The sequence below is a fragment of the Methylobacterium sp. 391_Methyba4 genome (assembly GCF_029691625.1).
Taxonomy (GTDB): Bacteria; Pseudomonadota; Alphaproteobacteria; order Rhizobiales; family Beijerinckiaceae; genus Methylobacterium; species Methylobacterium fujisawaense.
In genome coordinates this window covers 942,086-961,904 of the sequence record NZ_CP121475.1, presented here as the reverse complement: position 1 = coordinate 961,904, position 19,819 = coordinate 942,086, and the positions used below count along the sequence as shown (strand labels likewise).

The window sequence follows — 19,819 nt, the reverse complement described above, 5'->3', positions numbered from 1 at the left end:
ACGCCCGATCGACCCCAGACCCGAGAGACATGAGCAACGATCGAAGTCGCGGCGCGGCCCTGGCCGCGCCCAGTTCCACCGAGGGTGAATCCCCGCATCGGGAGCCCTGGTACGACCGCCTGCTCCAGGCACTTCATCTCAAGCCGCGCGATTCGCTGCGCGAGGGTCTTGAGGAGGCGCTGGCGGAGCCGGATGCCGGCGAGAGCGGCCTCACGCCGCTTGAGCGTGTCATGCTCAAGAATGTCCTCGGCCTGCATAAGGTGCGCGTCGACGACGTGATGGTCCCCCGGGCCGACATCGTCGCCGTGTCGAACGACACGAGTCTCGGCGACTTGCTCAAACTGTTCCGCACGGCCGGTCATTCCCGGCTGCCGGTCTATGGCGAGACCCTCGACGACCCCCGCGGCATGGTCCACATCCGCGACCTCGTCGATCACATCGCCGCCAAGGCCGAGCCGGCCCGGCGCAGTGCCGCCGCGGTCGTGAAGCCCGCAGAGACCGTGGTCGACGGTACCGCGGATGCGGCGGCCGCACCGCGGCCGCGCCGGCCGGCTCCGCGGGTGCCGCGGGGCCTGGACCTCGGAAAGGTCGACCTGACGACGACCCTGGCGGCGACGCGCATCCAGCGGCCGGTCCTGTTCGTCCCGCCCTCCATGCCGGCGATCGACCTGCTGGTGCGCATGCAGGCGACCCGCACCCATATGGCGCTCGTCATCGACGAGTATGGCGGCACCGACGGGCTGATCTCCATCGAGGACCTGATCGAGGTCGTGGTCGGCGACATCGAGGACGAGCACGACGTCGCGGAGGACAGTTTCGTCCAGCGCGTCGACGGCGAGGGCGAGGTCTTCGTGGCCGACGCGCGCACGCCGCTGGCCGAGGTCTCCGAGGTGACGGGCGTGGACCTCGTGGCGGCGGTCGGCGAGATGGCCGAGGAGATCGATACGCTCGGCGGCATGATCGTGACGCTGGCGGGCCGCGTCCCGTCGCGGGGCGAGCTGATCGCCGGTCCGGGCGATCTCGAATTCGAGGTGCTCGACGCCGATCCGCGGCGTCTGAAGCGCCTGCGGTTCCACAAGGGCGCGGCGCGGATCGGGACCGTCGTGCCGCTCGCCCTGCCCCCGCCATCGAGCCCCCCGGTCGCCGAGACGCCGCACCCGTGACGGTCGTGGCGTGACGGGTCTGGCAGACGGTTTCGCCCGGTCGCCCGCAGCGGCCGGTGCATCCATGCGCGGGCCGATGCGGGATCCCCTGCCCGATCCGGAGCGCGCGCATGTGCCGGGCGCTGTGCTGGCGATCACGCATCTGACCGGCTGGCGCCGCCTTGGGCTGGCGTGGTTCGCGGGCGCGCTCGGCGCGCTGGCCATGCCGCCCTACGGGATCCTGCCGGCCCTTGCCCTGTCCCTGACGGTCGCGGTCTGGCTGCAGGACGGGGCCGCCTCCGGGCGGACCACCCTCCGGCGGTTCTGGCCCTGCTTTCTGGTCGGATGGGCCTGGGGCTTCGGCTACCTCACCGCCGGACTCTGGTGGCTGGGCCAGGCCTTCCTGGTGGAGGCCGACGAGTTCCTCTGGGCCCTGCCCTTGGGCGTTGTCGGTCTGCCCTTCGCCCTCGGCCTGTTCTACGGCGCCGGGTTCGGCGCCGCGGGCCTGCTGTGGAGCCGGGGCGCGGCGCGGATCGCCGCCCTCGCCTTCGGGCTCGGCGCCGCCGACTGGCTGCGCGGCCACGTGTTCACGGGCTTTCCCTGGAACACCCTCGGGATGGCGCTGGCCCAGAATCTCTGGCTGATGCAATGGGCTGCCGTGATCGGGCTCTACGGCCTGTGCATCCTGGCCGTGCTCGTCTGCGCCGCACCCGCGACCCTCGCCAACGGCGGGGGGCTCCGCGGCCGGTTCGGGCCGAGCGCCGTGGCCGCCATCCTGCTCGCCGGCCTGGCGCTTTACGGGGCCGAGCGTCTCGGCCCGCCCGATCCGGTGGTGGCCGGTGTCCGGTTGCGACTCGTCCAGCCCAACCTGCCTCAGGATGCCAAGTTCAGGCCGGAGAACCGGACCGACATCGTCGACCGCTACATCGAGCTGAGCCAGCGTCCGACGGAGGCCGGAGCGCCGGAGCCGACCCACATCGTCTGGCCGGAATCCGCCTTCCCGTTCCTCATCCAGCGCGATCCCGACGCCCTGGCCAAGGTCGCGGCGGGGCTGAAGCCTGGGCAGGAGCTGATCACCGGCGCGGCCCGCGCCGAGGAGCCGCTGCCGGGCGAGCGCCTGCGCTACTTCAACGCCGTCATGGTGATCGGGTCCGACGGCAAGATCTCCGACAGCTACGACAAGGTCCACCTCGTCCCCTTCGGTGAGTACCTTCCGGCGCCCCTCGACGCCGCCCTGCGGGCCGTGGGGTTGCGCCAGTTCGTGGCGATACCCGGCGGGTTCTCGGCCGGGACGCTCGCCGGGCAGCGGATCCTGACGGTTCCGGGTCTGCCGCCGGTGGCGGCGACCATCTGCTACGAAGCGATCTTCCCGGGCGCGATCCTACCGGCCGGGCGTGCCGCGCCGTCGCCGCAGCCGCCGGGGCTGATCCTGAACGTCACCAACGACGCGTGGTTCGGCGACACGCCCGGTCCGCGCCAGCACCTCGCCCAGGCGCGCCTGCGCGCCGTCGAGGAGGGAATGCCCCTCGTGCGGGATGCCAACACCGGGATTTCCGCCGTGATCGATCCGCATGGCCGCATCGTCGCCCGCACCCGGCTGGACGAGGAGACGTGGCTCGACGCAGATCTGCCCGCCCGCATCGTCGGCGGCACGCTCTACGGTCGATTCGGCGATGCCGCCTTCGCGCTGATGCTCGCCGCCTGCCTCGGCGGTGCCGTGGTCGCGCGGCGGCGGCCGTGAGCGCGGAGCGCGCCACCGCGAACCGGTTCCTGCTCGGTCTCGCGCTGATGCTGGTGGCGTTCAACCTGCGTCCGGCGCTCAGCACGGTCGGCCCCCTGCTGGCGACGATCCGGGACGGGACGGGCCTCGGTGCCGGGGGCGCCGCCATCCTCACCACGCTGCCGGTCCTGTGCCTGGGCATCGCCTGTGCGCTGGCTGCGCCTTTGATCCGCCGGATCGGGCCCGACCTCGCCGTGCTCGCGGGCTCGACGATCCTGGTCGCCGGCTTGGCGCTTCGCGGCCTGGGCGGTCTCGTGCCGCTCTTCGCCGGAACGGCGCTGGCCGCGATCGGGATCGGCCTCGACAACGTCCTGCTGCCGGCCCTGGTGAAGCGTTCTTTCGCTGCCAGCGGCGGCCTGATGACCGGCCTCTACACGATGACCCTGTGCCTCGGCGCGGCCGCGGGCGCCGGGGCGGCGGTGCCGGTGGAGCACGCCCTCGGGGGCGGCTGGCCTTCCGCCCTGGCGATCTGGTCCCTGCCGGCGCTCGCCGCCGCCTTCGTGTGGATCCCCTTCGCCCGCCGGACGACCTCGACCGCCGCGCCCTCCGCCGGGCGGTTGCTCCGCGACCCGCTGGCGTGGTGGGTGACGGGCTTCATGGGCCTGCAATCGTCGCTCGCCTACATCCTGTTCGGATGGCTGCCGCTGCTGCTGCAGGGCCGTGGTCTCACGCCGCTGGATGCAGGGCTTTACGCCTCGCTGACAACCCTGGTTCAGGCGCCCGGCGCGCTCCTGACCGCCATGCTGGCCGCCCGCGCCCGCGATCAGCGGGCCTGGATCGTCGCCATCCCGGGCCTCACCGTCGTGGCGTTCCTGGTCCTCGCCTTCGGCGCGGAATCGTTGCGCATTCCCGCTGCCGGCGCCCTTGGCTTCGGGATCGGGGGCTGCTTCGGCCTGGGTCTCACCCTGATCGTCCTGCGCGCCGCCGACGCGGCGAGCGCCGCAGGACTCTCGGCCATGGCGCAGGGCATCGGCTATACGGGCGCCTGCCTGGGGCCGCTGGTCTTCGGCCTGGCCCATGAGGCCACGGGCGGCTGGGGCGTGCCGGGTGCCCTGTTCGTCGCCATCGCCGTCGCGGCGATCCTGATCGGTCAAGCCGCCGGCCGCGACCGCAAGGTCTGCGCGGGCGAACCCCCGGCGCGGAACATTGCGGCTCAGCCGCTGACCTCGCTCCAGGCCGCGAAACCGGCCAGCGGTTCCTGATCGTAGCGCGCCATCAGTTCGGCCATTGCCGCTCGATCCGAGAGACGCCCCGCCGCGGCCAGCCGGGCCAGCCCCTCGAAGAAGCCTTCGCGGCCCAGCGCCGGCGCGAAGCTCAGCGTGAAGCGCACCGGCCGGTCGCTGCGATTGGCGAAGGCGTGGGCAATGCCGGGCGGGATCAGCGCGAAGTCGCCCGGCCCGAGGTCGTGATCCGCGCCGTCGACATGAAGGGCGAGCCGGGCCGCCTCGACCGAGAAGGTCTCGGTCAACCGGGCGTGGCGGTGCAGCCCGGCTCCCGGCGTCCGTGGATCCATCTCGACCCGATAGACACCCATGTCGTCGGCCGTCTCGTCGCTGCGCGCCAGATAGAAGATCCGCATGCCGCCGATGACGGCGTTCGGGCCAAGCCCTCGGTGCACGACACTCGCCATCGCCGTCCCCGCCGGAGGTTCAAACAAGAACCCCGCGCGGCCGGATGACCGCGCGGGGCTTCGATGGGCGGCGGATCCGCGACGCTTACTCCGCGGCGACCCGGTGGGCCTGCGACCCGTCCGTGTAGGTCTCGGACTGCAGGCGCTTGCCGGGAGCAGCACGCCCCGGCAGCGGCGGAAGCGCCTTGGCCTTCTCCAGGTCGATCCCGGCGCCCTCGGCGACGCGGCGGCCGTAATCCTCGTCGGCGTGCCAGAAGTGCCAGACCATCCGCAGCTGGATCGGCTCCGGGCACTGCTTCATGTCGGCGACGAGGTTGGCGATCAGGTCGTCGCGCTCCCAATCCGCGAAGGAGCGGTAGCGCACGCCGGCCTGCGTGTAGTCGTCCTCGGTGCGCGAGGTCTGGTAGCGGCCGAGATTGCCCTGGACCGGCTGGTGATAGTCCTTGGCGGGCTTCGGCGCCTCGCGCAGGCCTTCGGCCAGGGTCGAGGGCTCGTAGTTGATGTGCTTGTTCGGGCCCGTCCCGTCCACTGTGTAGGCCATCTGGCCGTCGCGCTGGTTCGAGTAGACCTTCACGCCGGGCTGCGGCGCGTTGATCGGCAACTGGAGGTAGTTGGCCCCGACTCGGTAGCGCTGCGTGTCGGAGTAGGACAGCGTCCGGCCCTGCAGCATCTTGTCGTCCGAGAAGTCGACGCCGTCGACGAGGACGCCGGTGCCGAAGGCCGACTGCTCGACCTCAGCGAAGAAGTTGTCCGGCACGCGGTCGAGCACCATCCGGCCGCAGGGCAGCAGCGGGAACTGGTCCACCGGCCACAGCTTCGTGTCGTCCAGCGGGTCGAACGACAGGTGGTCGTTCGGGCCGTCCGGCATGATCTGCACGGCGAATTCCCACTCGGGGAAGTTGCCGGCCTTGATGTTGTCGTACAGGTCGCGGGTCGCGTGGCCGACATCCTTGGCCTGGATCTCGGAGGCCTGCTGCGAGGTCAGGTTCCGGACGCCCTGCTTGGGGATCCAGTGGAACTTGCAGAGCACCGCCTCGCCCTGGTCGTTGACCAGCTTGTAGGTGTTGACGCCCGAGCCTTCCATCTCGCGGTAATTGGCCGGGATGCCCCAGGGCGACTTCAGGTGCGTCACCATGTGGATCGACTCGGGGTGCTGGGCCACGAAGTCGAAGAAGCGCCACGCCTCTTGGCGGTTCGTCACCGGATCCGGCTTGAACGCGTGGATCATGTCGGGGAACTTGATCGCGTCGCGGATGAAGAAGACCTTGAGGTTGTTGCCCACGAGGTCCCAGTTGCCGTCGACGGTCTTGAACTTCACCGCGAAGCCGCGCGGGTCGCGCTCGGTCTCCGGGCTCTCCTTGGCTCCGGCGACGGTGGAGAAGCGCACGAACATCGGCGTCTTCACGCCGGTCTCGGTGAGCACGCGGGCGCGGGTGTATTTGGAGGCCGGCTCGTCGCCGATCTTACCGTAGGCCTCGAACCAGCCGTGGGCACCGGCGCCGCGGGCGTGGACGACGCGCTCGGGGATACGCTCGCGGTCGAAGTGCGTGATCTTCTCGATGAACTGGTAGTTCTCGAGCGTCGCCGGGCCGCGCTCACCGACCGTCCGGGTGCTCTGGTTGTCCCGGACCGGATGGCCCTGGCGGGTGGTCAGGATCGGGCGTTGATCGCTCATGCGTATCGTCTCTCCGTTCAGCGAAGGCTCTCGGAGGCCGAGGCCAGCCTGGAACCGTTCTGGAAAAAGGTTATGACCCCGGCATGACCCCGAGGCAAATGCATCGTCACAAAGGTTCTGATAGATACAGCCTATGAATCTGGCTGGCCTCTCCCTCCGGGATCTCGAATATGTCGTCGCGGTGGCCGACGAGGGGCATTTCGGCCGGGCCGCCGAACGCTGCAATGTCAGCCAGCCGACGCTGAGCGTGCAGATCCGCAAGCTGGAAACCGCGCTCGGCCTGACTTTGTTCGAGCGGTCGAACCGGCGGATCCTGCTGACCGAGGCGGGCCAAGCCATCATCCGGCAGGCACGCGTCGTCCTGGCGGAGGCGCAGCGGCTTCTGGCGCTCGCCAGGGAGGGCCGCGGCTCGCCGCTCACCGGGCGCCTCATCCTGGCGGCGATCCAGACGCTCGGTCCCTATTTCTTCCCGCTGGTGCTGCGACCGCTGCGCGAGCAGTACCCGCTGCTGACGCTCTCTCTGTCGGAATCGCGGACCGCCGACATCGTCGAGGGCCTGCGCGACGGCCGCATCGACGCGGCCCTGGTCTCGCTTCCGCTGCCCTCCAACGGTCTCGCGGTCTCGCCGCTGTTCGTCGAGCCGTTCTGGCTCGCCTGCCCGGCCGAGCACGCCCTGGCCCGGGGCGGCGCGCTCTCGGCGACCGAGATCGCAGGGCCGGACCTGCTGCTGCTCGATGAGGGCAACTGTCTGCGCGACCAGACGATCGCGGCCTGCGGCGCCGGCTCGTCGGTCGGCCGCCATGCCACCAGCCTGGAGACGCTTCGCTCGATGGTGGCCGCCGGCGCCGGCTACACGCTGCTTCCGGCCCTCGCGGTTCCCGCCAGCCCCGATCCCAGCGGCCTGACGGTCACCCGGGCCTTCGATGTCGACGGTCCCGGCCGGACCATCGCGCTGGTCTGGCGGGCGAGCGATCCCCGCGCCGCGGGACTGGCGAACCTCGCCGCCTTCTTCCGGGCGCACGCGCCGCCCGGAACCGCGGCCTGCCGGGGCGACGACGCGGTGGCGTGAGCGGCGGTGTCGCGGGCACCTGGCCCCGCGGTGATGAAGACGGTCGCGCTTGGCGCGTCTATCAGGACTGATCAGGGCATGAGGAACGGGCCGATGCGGCGCAGGATGATCGGGGCAATTCTGGCGCTGCTCGCCCCCCTCGGCGCCCACGCCGCGCCGACGGACAGCTTCGCCCGGATCGATCAGATCAACCGGGCCTCCCTGGTGATGACCGCCGAGACCGGTATCGTCCCGCGCCCCCTGGCCGCGACCATCGCCCGCGCGCTCGATCAGGTCGCCGCCGACGCCGCCAAGCCCGGCGCGGAACGGCCGGACGACTATCTCCGGATCGAGCCGCTGATCACCGCCATTGCCGGCCCGGAGGCCACCCGGATGCATTCGGGGCGCAGCCGCCAGGACATCATCCCGACGGTGCTGAAGCTTGAGCAGCGCGACCGCCTCCTCGCCCTCGCCCAAGCCCTGGACGAGACCCGGGGGGCCTTGCTGGCCGTGGCCGACCGCGAGGCCAACACGATCGTCCCGGCCTATACAAACGGCGTGCAGGCCCAGCCAACGACGCTCGGCCACCTCTATCTCGGCTACGCGGCCGTCCTTGCCCGCGATGCGCAGCGCCTCCGCGAGGCCTGGGCGCGGCTCAACCTGTCACCCCTGGGCGCGGCCGCCCTCGGGACGTCGAGCTTCCCGGTGGACCGCAAGCGCCTGGCCGAGCTGCTCGGATTCGATGCGCCCGTGGAGAACAGCTACGATGCCGGCCAGCTCGCGCCGATGGATATGGGCCTGGAATTGACCGGGCTTTCCGCGACACTCGCCACCACGGCCGGCAGCTTCGCGCAGGACCTCTACGCCCAGTATCACCAGACCCGGCCGTGGATCCTGCTGCGGGAGGGGGCGCTGACCGGGCCGAGCAGCATCATGCCGCAGAAGCGCAATCCCGTCGCCCTCTACGGCCTGCGCATGAAGGCGAGCGACGTGGTCGGGGCCGCGCAGGCCTTCGTCATCATGGCGCACAACGTCGATTCCGGGATGCCGGACTACAAGCGCAACCAGGCCGAGCCGCCGGGCCGGACGCTCGCCGAGGCCGCCGAGCTGTGCCGGCGCTGGACCCGCGTCCTCGACGGGCTGGTCGTGGACCGGGCGCGGGCCGCCGAGGAGGTCGCCGCCGACTATTCGACCACCACAGAACTCGCCGACACGCTTCAGCGCGAGGCGGACGTGCCGTTCCGGCTCGGCCACCACTTCGCCTCCGAGCTGGTGAGCTACGGCCGCAGCCACGATCTGCGACCCGCCGATCTCCCGTTCGCGGAGGTGCGGCGGATCTACGCCGAGGCCGCCGCCGGGACGGGCCTGAAGCCGGACCTGCCCCTCGACGAGGCGCGCTTCCGGGCGGCCTTGTCGGCCCGGGGCATGATCGACGCGGCTGCGGGCCTCGGCGGCCCGCAGCCCGCGGAGGTCCGGCGCATGCTGGCCCGCGCCCGGGAGCGGCTTGAGGCCGATCGGGCATGGCGCGATGACCGCCGCAAGGGCCTGGCCGACGCCCGGGCACGCCTCGACACCGCCTTCGCCGCCCTGACCCACGAGCCCTGACGATTGCGCGGGGCGGCCGTGTCGAAACTCTGCCGTGACAGGGCCAATATTGCGCTATAGCGCGCGCCTGACGCCTGCCGTCTGAAGCGGGCCTCTCCCGATCGGTCGCCTTGCTCCCTCTCCGCATCCTCGGCCTCTGGGCCGCCCTCGCCGCCGCGTCCGCGGCCGTCTCATACGGCCTGATGCAGGCGCAGTTCCCGGCCGCGTTGCTGCTCGGGCCGATGATCGCGGCCATCGCGTTCGGGGTCGGCGGTTCGCGCCTCCGCGTGCCCCGGGCCGCCTTCCAGGCCTCCCAGGCGGCGATCGGCTGCCTCGTGGCGCATGCGGTCACCGGGCAGATCGCCCAGACCCTGGTGGAGGACGGGCCGCTCATCGTCGCGGTCGTGCTGGTCACCGTCGCGGTCAGCGGCTTGGTCGGCTGGATCCTGACCCGCCTGCGCGTGCTGCCCGGGACCACCGCGGCTTGGGGATCGTCCCCCGGCGGCGCCTCCGCCATGGTCGCCATGGCCGAGGATTTCGGTGCCGATCCCCGCCTCGTGGCCTTCATGCAATACGTGCGCGTCGCGGCCGTGGTGTTCTCGGCCTCGCTGGCCGCCCGCTTCCTGATGGAGACGCCGGTTCCCGGGGCCTCGGCTGGCGTCGCCGAGGTGACCGGGCCACTCTCCGTCTTCGCGACGCTGGCCGTCGCCATCGTGGGCGCGGGCGCGGCGCTCGCCCTGCGGGTGCCGGCCGGCGCGCAGATCGGCCCGATGGTGCTCGGCAGCCTCCTCCACGCCACCGGGCTCGTGCGCATGGCGCTGCCGGTGCCCCTCCTCGAACTCGCCTATGCCTGCATCGGCATCTATGTCGGCCTGCGCTTCACCCGGGAGACGCTGCGCCTGACATTCACCGCCCTGCCCGGCATCCTGGCGGCGACCTTCTCGGTCATCGCCCTCTGCGCGGCCTGGGGCTGGGGGCTGACGCTGCTGCTGCCCATCGACCTGCTCACCGCAGTCCTCGCCACGAGTCCCGGCGGCCTCGATTCGGTGGCGATCATCGCCGTCGGCTCGAAGGCGGACGTCTCCTTCGTGCTGGCGGTCCAGACCCTGCGCCTGTTCGTAGTGCTGCTCACCGGTCCGCTGCTCGCCAAGTGGATCAGCCGGTCCGTGCCGGAGACCGCCATCCGATGAACGCCCTGGTTCTCGCCTTTCTGAATTCCTGGCGCGGCCTGCGCCACGGCGCGCGCACCGAGCGGGCCGTGCGGCAGGAACTCCTGCTCCTGGCTCTCGGCGTGCCGGTCGCCCTGTTCCTCGGCGCGACACTCTGGGTGCGGGTCGCCCTGATGGTCAGCCTGCTGCTGATGCTGGCCGCCGAATTCCTCAACACCGCCGTCGAGAAGCTCTGCGACCACGTCCATCCGGGGCATCACCCGATGATCGGTACGGTGAAGGACCTCGCCTCCGCCGGCACCTTCATGGCCCAGATGGCGGCGCTGCTCGTGTGGGTGGCGGCGCTGGTCGAGCGGCTGGGCTGACCTGCCGCGCGTGGGCGCGCTCGCATCCGCGGGCCGGAGGGTCTATCTGGCCGGCACAGCCCCGCGCATCGGCCGAGACTCCACACCGTGACGGACTACATCCGCAAGATCCTCACCGCCCGCGTCTACGACGTGGCGATCGAGAGCCCACTCGACCCGATGCCCCGGCTGACGCAGCGGCTCGGGCGGCCGGTCCTGCTGAAGCGCGAGGATCTCCAGCCGGTCTTCTCGTTCAAGCTGCGCGGCGCCTACAACAAGATGTCCGGCCTCAGTCCGGACCAGATCGCCCGCGGCGTCGTCTGCGCCTCGGCGGGCAACCACGCGCAGGGCGTGGCGCTGGCCGCCGCCAAGCTCGGGGCGCGCGCCGTGATCGTGATGCCGCGCACCACCCCGTCGATCAAGGTCGATGCCTGCCGGGCCCGGGGGGCCGAGGTCGTTCTGCACGGCGACGCCTTCGACGAGGCGCTCGCACAGGCCAAGACCCTCGAGGCCGAGCAGGGCCTGACCTTCCTGCACCCCTTCGACGATCCCGACGTGATCGCCGGCCAGGGCACCATCGGCAAGGAGATCCTGGAGCAGCATACCGGCGCGATCGAGGCGATCTTCGTGCCGGTGGGCGGCGGCGGGCTCGCTGCCGGCGTCGCCACCTTCGTGAAGTATCTGCGGCCGGGCACCAAGGTGATCGGTGTCGAGCCGGAGGACGCCGCCTGCATGGCCGCGGCACTGGCGGCCGACACGCGGGTCAGCCTGCCCAGTGTCGGCCTGTTCGCCGACGGCGTCGCCGTGCGTCAGGCCGGCGAGGAGACCTTCCGGCTCTGCCGCGCGCATCTCGACGAGGTCATCACCGTCGATACCGACGCCATGTGCGCGGCGATCAAGGACATCTTCGACGACACCCGCGCGGTGTCGGAACCCTCCGGGGCGCTGAGCCTCGCCGGCGCCAAGCTGTATGCCGAGCGCGAGGGCGGTGACGGCACGCTGATCGCCATCTCCTCGGGGGCGAACCTGAATTTCGACCGCCTGCGCCACATCGCCGAGCGCGCCGAGATCGGCGAGCAGCGCGAGGTCCTGATCGGCGTGACGATCCCCGAGCGCCCCGGCGCCTACCGCGCCTTCATCAACGCCCTCGGACCGCGGGCGATCACGGAATTCAACTACCGCCATGCGCCGGGCTCGGAGGCGCAGATCTTCGTCGGCATCAACGTCAGCGGCGGCAAGCGCGAGAAGCAGGCGCTGATCGCTTCGCTGCGCGAGGCCGGCTATCGCGTCCTCGACATGAGCGACAACGAGATGGCCAAGGTCCATGTCCGCTACATGGTCGGCGGCCGTGCCGTCGGGGTCGCGCACGAGCGGCTGTTCCGCTTCCAGTTCCCGGAGCGGCCCGGTGCGCTGATGAAGTTCCTCGACGCCCTCGGGCCGGATTTCGACATCACGCTGTTCCACTACCGCAACCACGGCGCCGATTACGGCCGGGTGCTCGCCGGGATCGCGGTGCCGCCGCCCGAGCGCGCCCGGTTCGACGCCGCCATCGACGCCCTCGGTTACCCGGCCACCGACGAGACCGAGAACCCGGCCTACCGCCTGTTCCTTGACGGCGAGGGCGCCGGGGCGGCCTGAGCCCCCTCAGCCCAGGCTGTCCCTGGGGGCTCTCGTCGCGCGCCTTCAAGTCACGTCGCTGTTCTCATGATCGAGGGGCAGCGTCGGGCGCGGTCATTCTTCGGCCACCTCCACCGACGCGACATCGGGCATCGCCCGAAGCTTTGCCGCGATGGCCTCGAAGCTCGTCCGGGACAGACGCACGAACGTGATCGTCACTTCCTCGTGGTCCGCATCAGGACCCGGATGGACCGTGAAGGTCCGGACCCGTGAGGCCCGCTCGCCCGTCGCCGCCTGCACGGTGTCGATCGACATCGCGCCTTTTCGGGCGGTCAGCCGAAGGGTCTGGGCGCGCATCCGGTCGCGCCAGCGCTGCTCGAAGGGCTTCACACCCGCCAGGATGCCGACGATGAGTGCCGTCGCGGCCAGGGCCGGCACGTAGAGGCCGCTGCCGATCGCCAGCCCGATCGCCGCCACGCCCCAGAGACTGGCCGCCGTGGTGAGACCCTTCACCACCTCGCCGCGCAACAGGATCGTCCCCGCTCCGAGGAAGCCGATGCCGGAGACCACCTGCGCGGCGATCCGGGAGGGGTCGAGCACCACGTGGGCGGTGCCCAGCACGTCGGCGAATCCGAAGGCCGAGACCAGCATGATCAGGCAGGAGCCGACGCAGACCAGCATGTGGGTCCGCAGGCCTGCGGCCCAGAGCAGGCGCTCGCGCTCCAGGCCAATCACGCTGCCGAACAGGGCCGCCAACGCCAGCCGGGCCACCATCTCGCCGTTGCCGATCAGAGCCGCCTCCGTTTCTCCGCCCCGTGCGGATGGCGCGGATCCTTGCGGCTTTGCCGTGGGCGGATCAAGCGATCCCGAGGGCCGCCTTCTCGACTTCGTAAGCGGCCCGCACCGTGGCGGCCCCGTAGGACCGCTCCAGGCGCCGCACCGTGAAATGCGCGCGGGCGGTCGACTGGAAATGGTTCATGAAGGCCGTGTTGACCGCCGCCCCGCCGAAGGCGCCGAGGATCGGCACCGCCTGCGCGGCGACCTTCTGGGACACGACCAGACCGAAGCGCGCGGCGATCTGTGCGGTGAAGCGGATCAGCGCCGGGGCCGACTGGTCGAGGAGCGTTTTGCTGCCGGCATAGCGGGCCGCCTCCGACAGCGTCTTGGCCAGGGCCGCGCGGACGGCGAAGTAGCCGCTCTCGGTGAGCGCCGCGCCCGCCTCGGTCTCGGCCGTGGCCCGGCCGCCGAGGGCGAAGACCTGGACGCAGGCGAGCGCCCCCTCGGGGGTCTCGAGATCCTCGCCCTCCTCCCGGGCGATCTCGGCGATGGAGCGCAGCATCAGCGTGGTCGAGACCGGAAGCTCGACGGCCAGCGTCGCGAGGCCGAACGCGCCTCCGACCGCGCCGGACAGTGCCGCCATCGCCTTGTGCTTGGCGTCGCCCGAGCCGAGGAGCTGCGCGAACCGGCTCTCGGCCTTGGCGGCGACGGAACCGAGGCCCTCCCCTTCGGCCGGAACGAGTTCCCGGCGCGGCAGCGTCGCCAGGGCGACGCGCAGCGCCCCCCGCATGGCCGCCTCGGTGCTGCGGCTGACGGCTTCGGTGACCGGAGCCGGCAGCGATCGGCCGATGATGTCGAGGGGCGCGCCGGCCGCCGCGGAGAGCCGCCCCGCGAGGCTCGGACGCTCCAGCACCTGCACGGCGCGGCGCAGGGCGGCGAGGTCCGCGTCGCTCAGCGTCTTTTCTGGAGTCGCCGCCGGCAGCGTCTCGCCGGCTAAGGTGAGGTCGCTCGTGCTCATCCGTGAATCCCTGGATCTGTCGTGCTCACGCCGCCCCTGGCGCGCGCGCCGTGGTAGGAAGCTCGGGCCCCGGGATGCGGTTCCCCGCCTCCTGCGCATCCCGCGCCGGTGCCGCCGCGGCCTCCGCCTGCCCGGTCCTGCGCCCGACCGCGACGCAGAGCACCAGGACCGGGATACCCACGAGGGAGGTCATGACGAAGAAGGCCGGATAGCCGATCGCCGCGACCACGAAACCCGACGAGCCCGCGATCAGCTTGCCCGGCAGCGCGTAGAGCGAGGAGAACAGCGCGTACTGCGTCGCCGCGTAGGCCGGGCTGGTGAGGCTCGACATGTAGGCGATGAGCACGATGCCGGCGAAGGAGCCGCAGAAATTCTCGATTGAGATGGCGACCGTCAGGCGCCAGATCTCGGGCGCGCCGGCCGCCAGCCACGCGAAGGCGAGGTGCGAGGACGCGGCCAGGAAGGCGCCCAGCAGCAGCGTGGGGAACAGGCCGAGCCGGGCCAGGGCCCATCCGCCCGCGAACCCGCCCGCGATGCCGACCCAGATGCCGTAGAGCTTGGTGACGGTGGCGATCTCCTTCAGGTCGAAGCCCAGCGTCCGGTAGAGCGGGCTCGCCATCACGCCGGACAGGAAATCGGGGAGCCGGAACAAGGCCACCAGCAGGAGGATGCCCCAGAGCGCGCCGCCGAACCGGCCGTGCAGCTCGGTGAGCGGCTCCAGCACGGCGCGGCGCATCGACCAGAACCGGGAGCGGCCGGGCGTCTCCGCCTGAACCGTGCGAGGCCTGTCGAAGGCCGGGGCCAGCAGGGCGGCGATCATCCCGACCAGCATGAGCGCCGCCATGATCAGGTAGGCCAGCGTCCAGCCCCCCGCCGAGGCGATGAACAGCGCGCCCGCGCCGGCGGTGATCAGGCCGAGGCGGTAACCGAGGTTCGAGGTCGCCGCCAGGATACCCTGGAAGTCGCTGCCGGCGGCGTCGATGCGCCAGCCGTCGATCACCACATCCTGGCTCGCCGCGCAGAAGGCCACCAGGAAGGCCCCGAGTCCCAGGAGCGCGAGGTTGGTCTTCGGATCCGAGAAGGCCATCAGGGTCAGGCACAGGGCGACCGCGGCCTGCGTGGTCACCATCCAGGCCCGGCGGCGCCCGAGGCGGGCACTCAGCACCGGAACGTTCAGCCTGTCGATCGCGGGCGCCCAGAGGAACTTCAGCGAGTAAGGCAGCGCCACGTAGCTGAACAGGCCGATCGCCCGCACGTCGATGTCCGAGAAGGCGAGGCGGAGCGTGAAGGTGCCGAGGACCAGGAGCAGCGGCAGGCCCGAGGAGAATCCGAGAGCCAGCATGAGCACGATCCGCCGGTCCTCGACGATGTCGCGGAGCCGGAAGCGACGCATCGCCTGTGGCTGGTTCGCCATGGCATGGAACTCCTGAGCCTTCGTGGCCTTGATCTCGCGAAATCGTGGCAGCCTTACGCCGCACCGGTTTTCGCTGGATCGTGATGTGTTGCGCCTCAATCTTGGTAGAAGCTTGCTTAACGCGGTGTCCACGTCCCACGGATCGCGGCGTGTTGGAGGCGCCGCCGGACGAACGGGCACGCCGCCCAGTCGTGGAATGATGCGTTGAGTCTCCGATCCGAGTCCGCTCCGCCGTTGGCGACGCTCGTCGACGCGTTCGCGCGCAGCCCGTCGCCCATGGTGATCACCGATGCCCGCGCTCCGGACAACCCGATCGCCTGGGCGAACGACGCATTCCTGCAGGTGACAGGCTACACCGCTGACGAGATCGTCGGGCGCAACTGCCGGATGCTGCAGGGTCCGGCCACCGACCGTTTCACGGTCGAGCGGATCCGCTCGGCCGTACAGGCCGCGGAGCCGATCTCCGTCGAGCTGCTCAACTACCGGAAGGACGGGACGACCTTCTGGAACGCGATGACCATCACGCCGGTGAACGACGCCGAGGGTCTCGCCTTCTTCTATGCCGCCCAGGCGGACATGACCTATGTCCACCAGATGGAAGTGTCGATGCGCGGCACCAACGACGAGCTGGAGCGCCTCGTCAACGCGCGGACCCAGGATCTGACCACCGCCCTTGAGCAGAAGACGGCCCTGCTGCACGAGGTTGATCACCGGGTTAAGAACAATCTTCAGGTGATTTCCTCGCTGATGCTGCTGAAGGCCCGGCGAACGCCCGAGGGCGAGGCGCGGGACGCGCTCCAAGGCATGGCCGAGCGGATCGGCGCGCTCTCGACAGCCCATCGGATGCTGTATTCCGAGGGCGACTGCACGCATTTCAACCTCGGCGACTTCGCGGCCGAGTTCCTGGCCGACATGAATGCCGGCCTGGATCCGGAGCGGCGCCGGGTCGAGGCCGACGTCGAGTCGATCGCCGTAGCTGCCGCGATGGCGGCGCCCCTGGCCCTGATGATCCACGAACTCACGGCAAACGCCCTGCGCCACGCCTTCCCGGGCGAGCGGGAGGGACGCGTGTCGATCGTCGCCCGCCGCACCGAGAGAGGGATGCATATGACGATTCGCGACGACGGCGTCGGTGTCGCCGCGGCGGCTCCGAATCCGGCCGGCTTCGGGCGAAATCTGGTGGAGATGGTGGTCCGGCAGATGCGCGGGACCATCGCCTGGGCGGATGCCGGTCCGGGCACGACCGTCGACATCGATATCCCGCTCCAGCAGCCGGCTTGAGAAATCGACGTGCAGGCTTCAAGCTCGGCGGCCACGGGGCCGGAGGACGATGAACGCATGGGGACCGGGAACGCCGCCGCGCTCCGCATCCTCGTGGTGGAGGACGAGGCCCTGATCGCCCTCGAGCTGGAATGCCTGCTGGACGATCTCGGGCATGTCACGGTCGGTGTCGCCGGCAACGCCACCGAGGCGATCGCCATGGGCCGCTCCACCGCGCCCGACGTTGCGCTCGTGGACATCCACCTCGTCGACGGTCCGACCGGAATCGACGTCGCCAGGGCGCTCTCGGCCGACCGACGCACCACGGTGGTGTTCATGACCGCCAACGCCAAGCGCATTCCGGCGGATTTCGCCGGGGCGATCGGCGTGATCGCGAAACCCTATTCCGAGCGCGTCGTGGCCAGCACCCTCGACTACGTGGCCGATCGCCGGGCCGGTCGCCACGGGCCGGCCTGTCCGGACGGGTTCTCGCCCGCGCCCGTCTGACGCGCGTCGAGGCGCGTCGCTACGGGGCTTCGCCGTCTCAGCTTCGCGTCGCTCGCTCGCGCTTCAACCGGTAGAGCGCATCCAGCGCTTCCCGCGGCGTCAGGGCGTCGGGGTCGATGGCGTCGAGGAGCGCGCCCAGCGGGTCCTCCTGCGGCGGCTCCGGCGGCGGTGGTGGCGCCAGGGCGGCAAAGAGCGGCAGGTCGTCGATCCGCGCGCGCGCGGGGCGGCCCATCTCGGCCTTCTCGAGACTCTTGAGGATCGCCCCGGCCCGGGTCACGACGCTGCCCGGCAGACCTGCGAGCCGCGCCACCTGCAGGCCGTAGCTGCGCTCGGCGACGCCGGGCACGACCTCGTGCAGAAACACGACGCCGTCCCGATGCTCGGCCACCTTCAGGGTCGCATTGTCCAGCCGCGCCAGCCGGTCACCGAGGGCGGTCAACTCGTGGAAATGCGTCGCGAAGAGCGCCCGACAGGCATTCACCTCGTGGAGATGCTCCAGGCACGCCCAGGCGATCGACAGGCCGTCGAAGGTCGCGGTGCCGCGGCCGATCTCGTCCAGGATCACCAGGGAGCGCCGGGTCGCCTGATTCAGGATCGCGGCGGTCTCGACCATCTCGACCATGAACGTCGACTGGCCACGGGCGAGGTCGTCCGCGGCGCCGACCCGGGAGAACAGCCGGTCGACCCGGCCGATGCGCGCCTCCGCAGCCGGCACGAAGGCGCCCATCTGGGCGAGCACGGCGATCAGCGCGTTCTGGCGCAGGAAGGTCGATTTGCCGCCCATGTTCGGGCCGGTGATCAGGCGGATCCGGCCGCGGGTATCGCCCGACAGGTCGCAATCATTGGCGATGAACGGCTCGCCCGCCCGGCGCAGAGCCGCCTCGACCACCGGATGGCGCCCGCCGACCACGACGAAGCTCAAGGACTCATCGACGACGGGCCGGCGCCAGTCGAGTTCGACGGCGAGTTCGGCGTGGCTCGCCGCCACATCGAGACCCGCGAGGGCCTCGGCCACCTCGGCGATGGCCTCGGCCTGAGCCAAGACGCGGGCCGCGAGGTCGTCGAAGACGGCCGCTTCCAGGGCGAGCGCCCGGTCGGAGGCGCCCGAGATCTTCGACTCGAGTTCGCCCAGTTCGACGCTGGTGAAGCGCATGGCGTCCACCATGGTCTGGCGGTGGACGAACTCGCTCTGGAGACCCTTCAGGCAGGCCTCGCCGACGGATTGCGGAACCTCGATGAAAAAGCCCAGGAGGTTGTTGTGCTTGATCCGCAGGGTGCGGCAGCCGGTCTGCTCGGCGTAGCGTGCCTGCAAGGCGGCGATCACCTTGCGGGAATCCTGACCCAGGGTCCGCGCCTCGTCGATCTCCGGATGATACCCCGCCCGCACGAAGCCGCCGTCGCGCCGGCTCAGCGGCAGATCGTCGGCCAGCGCCGCCGCCAGGGTGGCGATGAGGTCCGGGTTGGCCTCCGCCAAATGCTCGGCCAGCCGGGCGAGATCCTCCGGGAGGTCGGGAATCGCAGCGAGTCGGGCGCCGAGATCCGCCGCCACGGCGAGGCCGTCGCGGATGGCCGCGAGGTCGCGCGGTCCCGCACGGCCGAGGCCGGTTCGCGACAGCGCCCGGGCGAGGTCGGGGGCCCGCGCAAGGGCGTCGCGCAGGCTGCCGCGCAGGCGGCCGTCCTCGACCAGATGGGCCACCGCCGCGTGCCGCCGGGTAATGGCGTCGAGATGGGTGAGCGGGCCGGCCAAGTGCTCGGCCAGCAGCCGGGCACCATTTGCCGTCACGGTCCGGTCGATCGTGGCGAGCAGGCTTCCCGTCCGCTCGCCCGACAGGGTGCGGGTGAGTTCGAGATTGGCGCGCGTCGCCGCATCGATCGCCAGGGTCGCGCCGCCATCCTCGCGGGTCGGAACCGTGAGCGGTGGTCGCGCGGCGAGCTGCGTGCGGCCGATGTAGAGCAGCGCGGCCCCGGCCGCCGCGATCTCGGCCCGGGTGAATTGGCCGAACCCCTCCAGGGTCGAGACCCCGTACTGCTCGCGCAGGCGCCGCTCGGCGGCCGCGGGCTCAAGCTCGGCCTGGGCCAGGGGCACGATCGCGGCGCGGCTCTCCTGCCAGATCCGCGCGAGGGCCGGATCGGCGTGGATCGCCTCCGACAGGACGATCTCCCGCGGGTCGTGCCGGGCAATGGCACCGGACAGGTCGCCGCCCGCGACCTCGCTCAAGGAGAAGCGGCCGGTGGAGATGTCCACCGCGGCGAGGCCGTAGGCGACGGCACCCTCACCGGTCTTCCGGCGGCCGATCGCCAGGAGCAGGTTCGCCCGGGCCGGGTCGAGGAGCCGATCCTCGGTGATCGTGCCGGGGGTGACGAGCCGCACGACCTCGCGGCGGACCACGGATTTCGGCCCACGCTTCTTGGCCTCGGCCGGATCCTCGGTCTGCTCACAGACCGCCACCCGGTGACCGAGGGCGATGAGGCGATTCAGATAGTCGTCGGACCGGTCGACCGGCACGCCGCACATCGGGATCTCGCTGCCCGCGTGCTTGCCGCGCTTCGTCAGGACGATGCCGAGCGCCCGGGACGCGATCTCCGCATCCTCGAAGAACAGCTCGTAGAAGTCGCCCATCCTGTAGAACAGGAGACAGTCCGGATTCGCAGCCTTGATCTCGATGTATTGCGCCATCATCGGCGTGGCGCCGGCCGGGTCCAGACCGGGCGTGGGCGTCGTATCGGCGGCGGGGCGGACGGCGGTTCGGGCCATGCCGCCTCTTAGCAGAGCGTCGACGGCGAATCAGGCCGCTCAAGCCGACGCAGCTGGGGAGAAGGCGTATCGCCGGTGGATGGCGCCCGGATCCGACGC

At 71.2% G+C, this 19,819-nt stretch carries 16 protein-coding genes; 10 read left to right on the top strand and 6 right to left on the bottom strand.

Annotated features, from left to right (window positions below):
* Window positions 1-29: 29 nt before the first annotated feature.
* The 3 genes from P9K36_RS04585 (at window position 30) to P9K36_RS04575 (ending at window position 4,124) form a co-directional block, all read left to right on the top strand.
* On the top strand, window positions 30-1,163 hold the full coding sequence (locus P9K36_RS04585) for a hemolysin family protein (RefSeq protein ID WP_043383936.1): 1,134 nt from the start codon (window positions 30-32) through the stop codon (window positions 1,161-1,163).
* A gap of 64 nt (window positions 1,164-1,227) precedes the next feature.
* Entirely contained in the window at window positions 1,228-2,883 is a 1,656-nt protein-coding gene (gene lnt, locus P9K36_RS04580; RefSeq protein WP_052083542.1) for an apolipoprotein N-acyltransferase, read from the top strand.
* The gene (locus tag P9K36_RS04575; protein ID WP_278306599.1) at window positions 2,880-4,124 is read left to right on the top strand and encodes an MFS transporter; all 1,245 of its coding nucleotides are present in this window, start codon (window positions 2,880-2,882) and stop codon (window positions 4,122-4,124) included. The genes lnt and P9K36_RS04575 overlap by 4 nt, the downstream gene beginning before the upstream one ends.
* Here P9K36_RS04575 and P9K36_RS04570 read toward each other — a convergent pair.
* Together P9K36_RS04570 and P9K36_RS04565 are read right to left on the bottom strand one after the other, a co-directional pair.
* A complete protein-coding gene (locus tag P9K36_RS04570; protein WP_043755731.1) occupies window positions 4,076-4,552 on the bottom strand; it encodes a cupin domain-containing protein in 477 nt (158 codons plus the stop codon). The genes P9K36_RS04575 and P9K36_RS04570 overlap by 49 nt on opposite strands.
* An 85-nt stretch (window positions 4,553-4,637) precedes the next feature.
* Window positions 4,638-6,227, bottom strand: coding sequence for a catalase (locus tag P9K36_RS04565; protein ID WP_043356544.1), 1,590 nt, complete (start codon window positions 6,225-6,227; stop codon window positions 4,638-4,640).
* A 133-nt stretch (window positions 6,228-6,360) separates the two neighbouring features.
* On the opposite strand from P9K36_RS04565, the gene P9K36_RS04560 reads away from it, so the two are divergent.
* From P9K36_RS04560 to ilvA, 5 genes are all read left to right on the top strand, one after another.
* Window positions 6,361-7,296 (top strand): LysR substrate-binding domain-containing protein, encoded by a 936-nt coding sequence (locus P9K36_RS04560; protein ID WP_043755729.1) that lies wholly within the window; start codon window positions 6,361-6,363, stop codon window positions 7,294-7,296.
* Between the two features lie 93 nt (window positions 7,297-7,389).
* On the top strand, window positions 7,390-8,880 hold the full coding sequence (locus P9K36_RS04555; protein WP_043755728.1) for an argininosuccinate lyase: 1,491 nt from the start codon (window positions 7,390-7,392) through the stop codon (window positions 8,878-8,880).
* 110 nt (window positions 8,881-8,990) lie between these two features.
* A complete protein-coding gene (locus P9K36_RS04550) occupies window positions 8,991-10,049 on the top strand; it encodes an AbrB family transcriptional regulator (protein ID WP_043356540.1) in 1,059 nt (352 codons plus the stop codon).
* Complete coding sequence (locus tag P9K36_RS04545; RefSeq protein WP_043356538.1) at window positions 10,046-10,393, top strand: diacylglycerol kinase; 348 nt, start codon at window positions 10,046-10,048, stop codon at window positions 10,391-10,393. The genes P9K36_RS04550 and P9K36_RS04545 overlap by 4 nt, the downstream gene beginning before the upstream one ends.
* 87 nt (window positions 10,394-10,480) lie before the next feature.
* The gene (gene ilvA / locus P9K36_RS04540; protein WP_043383358.1) at window positions 10,481-12,010 is read left to right on the top strand and encodes a threonine ammonia-lyase, biosynthetic; all 1,530 of its coding nucleotides are present in this window, start codon (window positions 10,481-10,483) and stop codon (window positions 12,008-12,010) included.
* 93 nt (window positions 12,011-12,103) lie between these two features.
* Here ilvA and P9K36_RS04535 read toward each other — a convergent pair whose 3' ends face one another.
* From P9K36_RS04535 to P9K36_RS04525, 3 genes are all read right to left on the bottom strand, one after another.
* Window positions 12,104-12,763 (bottom strand): MgtC/SapB family protein, encoded by a 660-nt coding sequence (locus tag P9K36_RS04535; RefSeq protein ID WP_083683302.1) that lies wholly within the window; start codon window positions 12,761-12,763, stop codon window positions 12,104-12,106.
* A gap of 82 nt (window positions 12,764-12,845) precedes the next feature.
* A complete protein-coding gene (locus P9K36_RS04530; RefSeq protein WP_043356534.1) occupies window positions 12,846-13,784 on the bottom strand; it encodes an EcsC family protein in 939 nt (312 codons plus the stop codon).
* A 25-nt stretch (window positions 13,785-13,809) separates the two neighbouring features.
* A complete protein-coding gene (locus P9K36_RS04525; RefSeq protein ID WP_043383348.1) occupies window positions 13,810-15,198 on the bottom strand; it encodes an AmpG family muropeptide MFS transporter in 1,389 nt (462 codons plus the stop codon).
* A gap of 276 nt (window positions 15,199-15,474) precedes the next feature.
* Here P9K36_RS04525 and P9K36_RS04520 point away from each other — a divergent pair, with 276 nt between their 5' ends.
* On the top strand, window positions 15,475-16,479 hold the full coding sequence (locus P9K36_RS04520; RefSeq protein ID WP_236952973.1) for a histidine kinase dimerization/phosphoacceptor domain -containing protein: 1,005 nt from the start codon (window positions 15,475-15,477) through the stop codon (window positions 16,477-16,479).
* A gap of 57 nt (window positions 16,480-16,536) precedes the next feature.
* Window positions 16,537-16,965, top strand: a complete 429-nt coding sequence (locus tag P9K36_RS04515) for a response regulator (RefSeq protein ID WP_043356529.1) — start codon at window positions 16,537-16,539, stop codon at window positions 16,963-16,965.
* A 37-nt stretch (window positions 16,966-17,002) separates the two neighbouring features.
* Here the strand turns inward: P9K36_RS04515 and mutS are convergent, their stop codons facing one another.
* Window positions 17,003-19,720 (bottom strand): DNA mismatch repair protein MutS, encoded by a 2,718-nt coding sequence (gene mutS / locus P9K36_RS04510; protein WP_043356527.1) that lies wholly within the window; start codon window positions 19,718-19,720, stop codon window positions 17,003-17,005.
* Window positions 19,721-19,819: the final 99 nt, after the last annotated feature.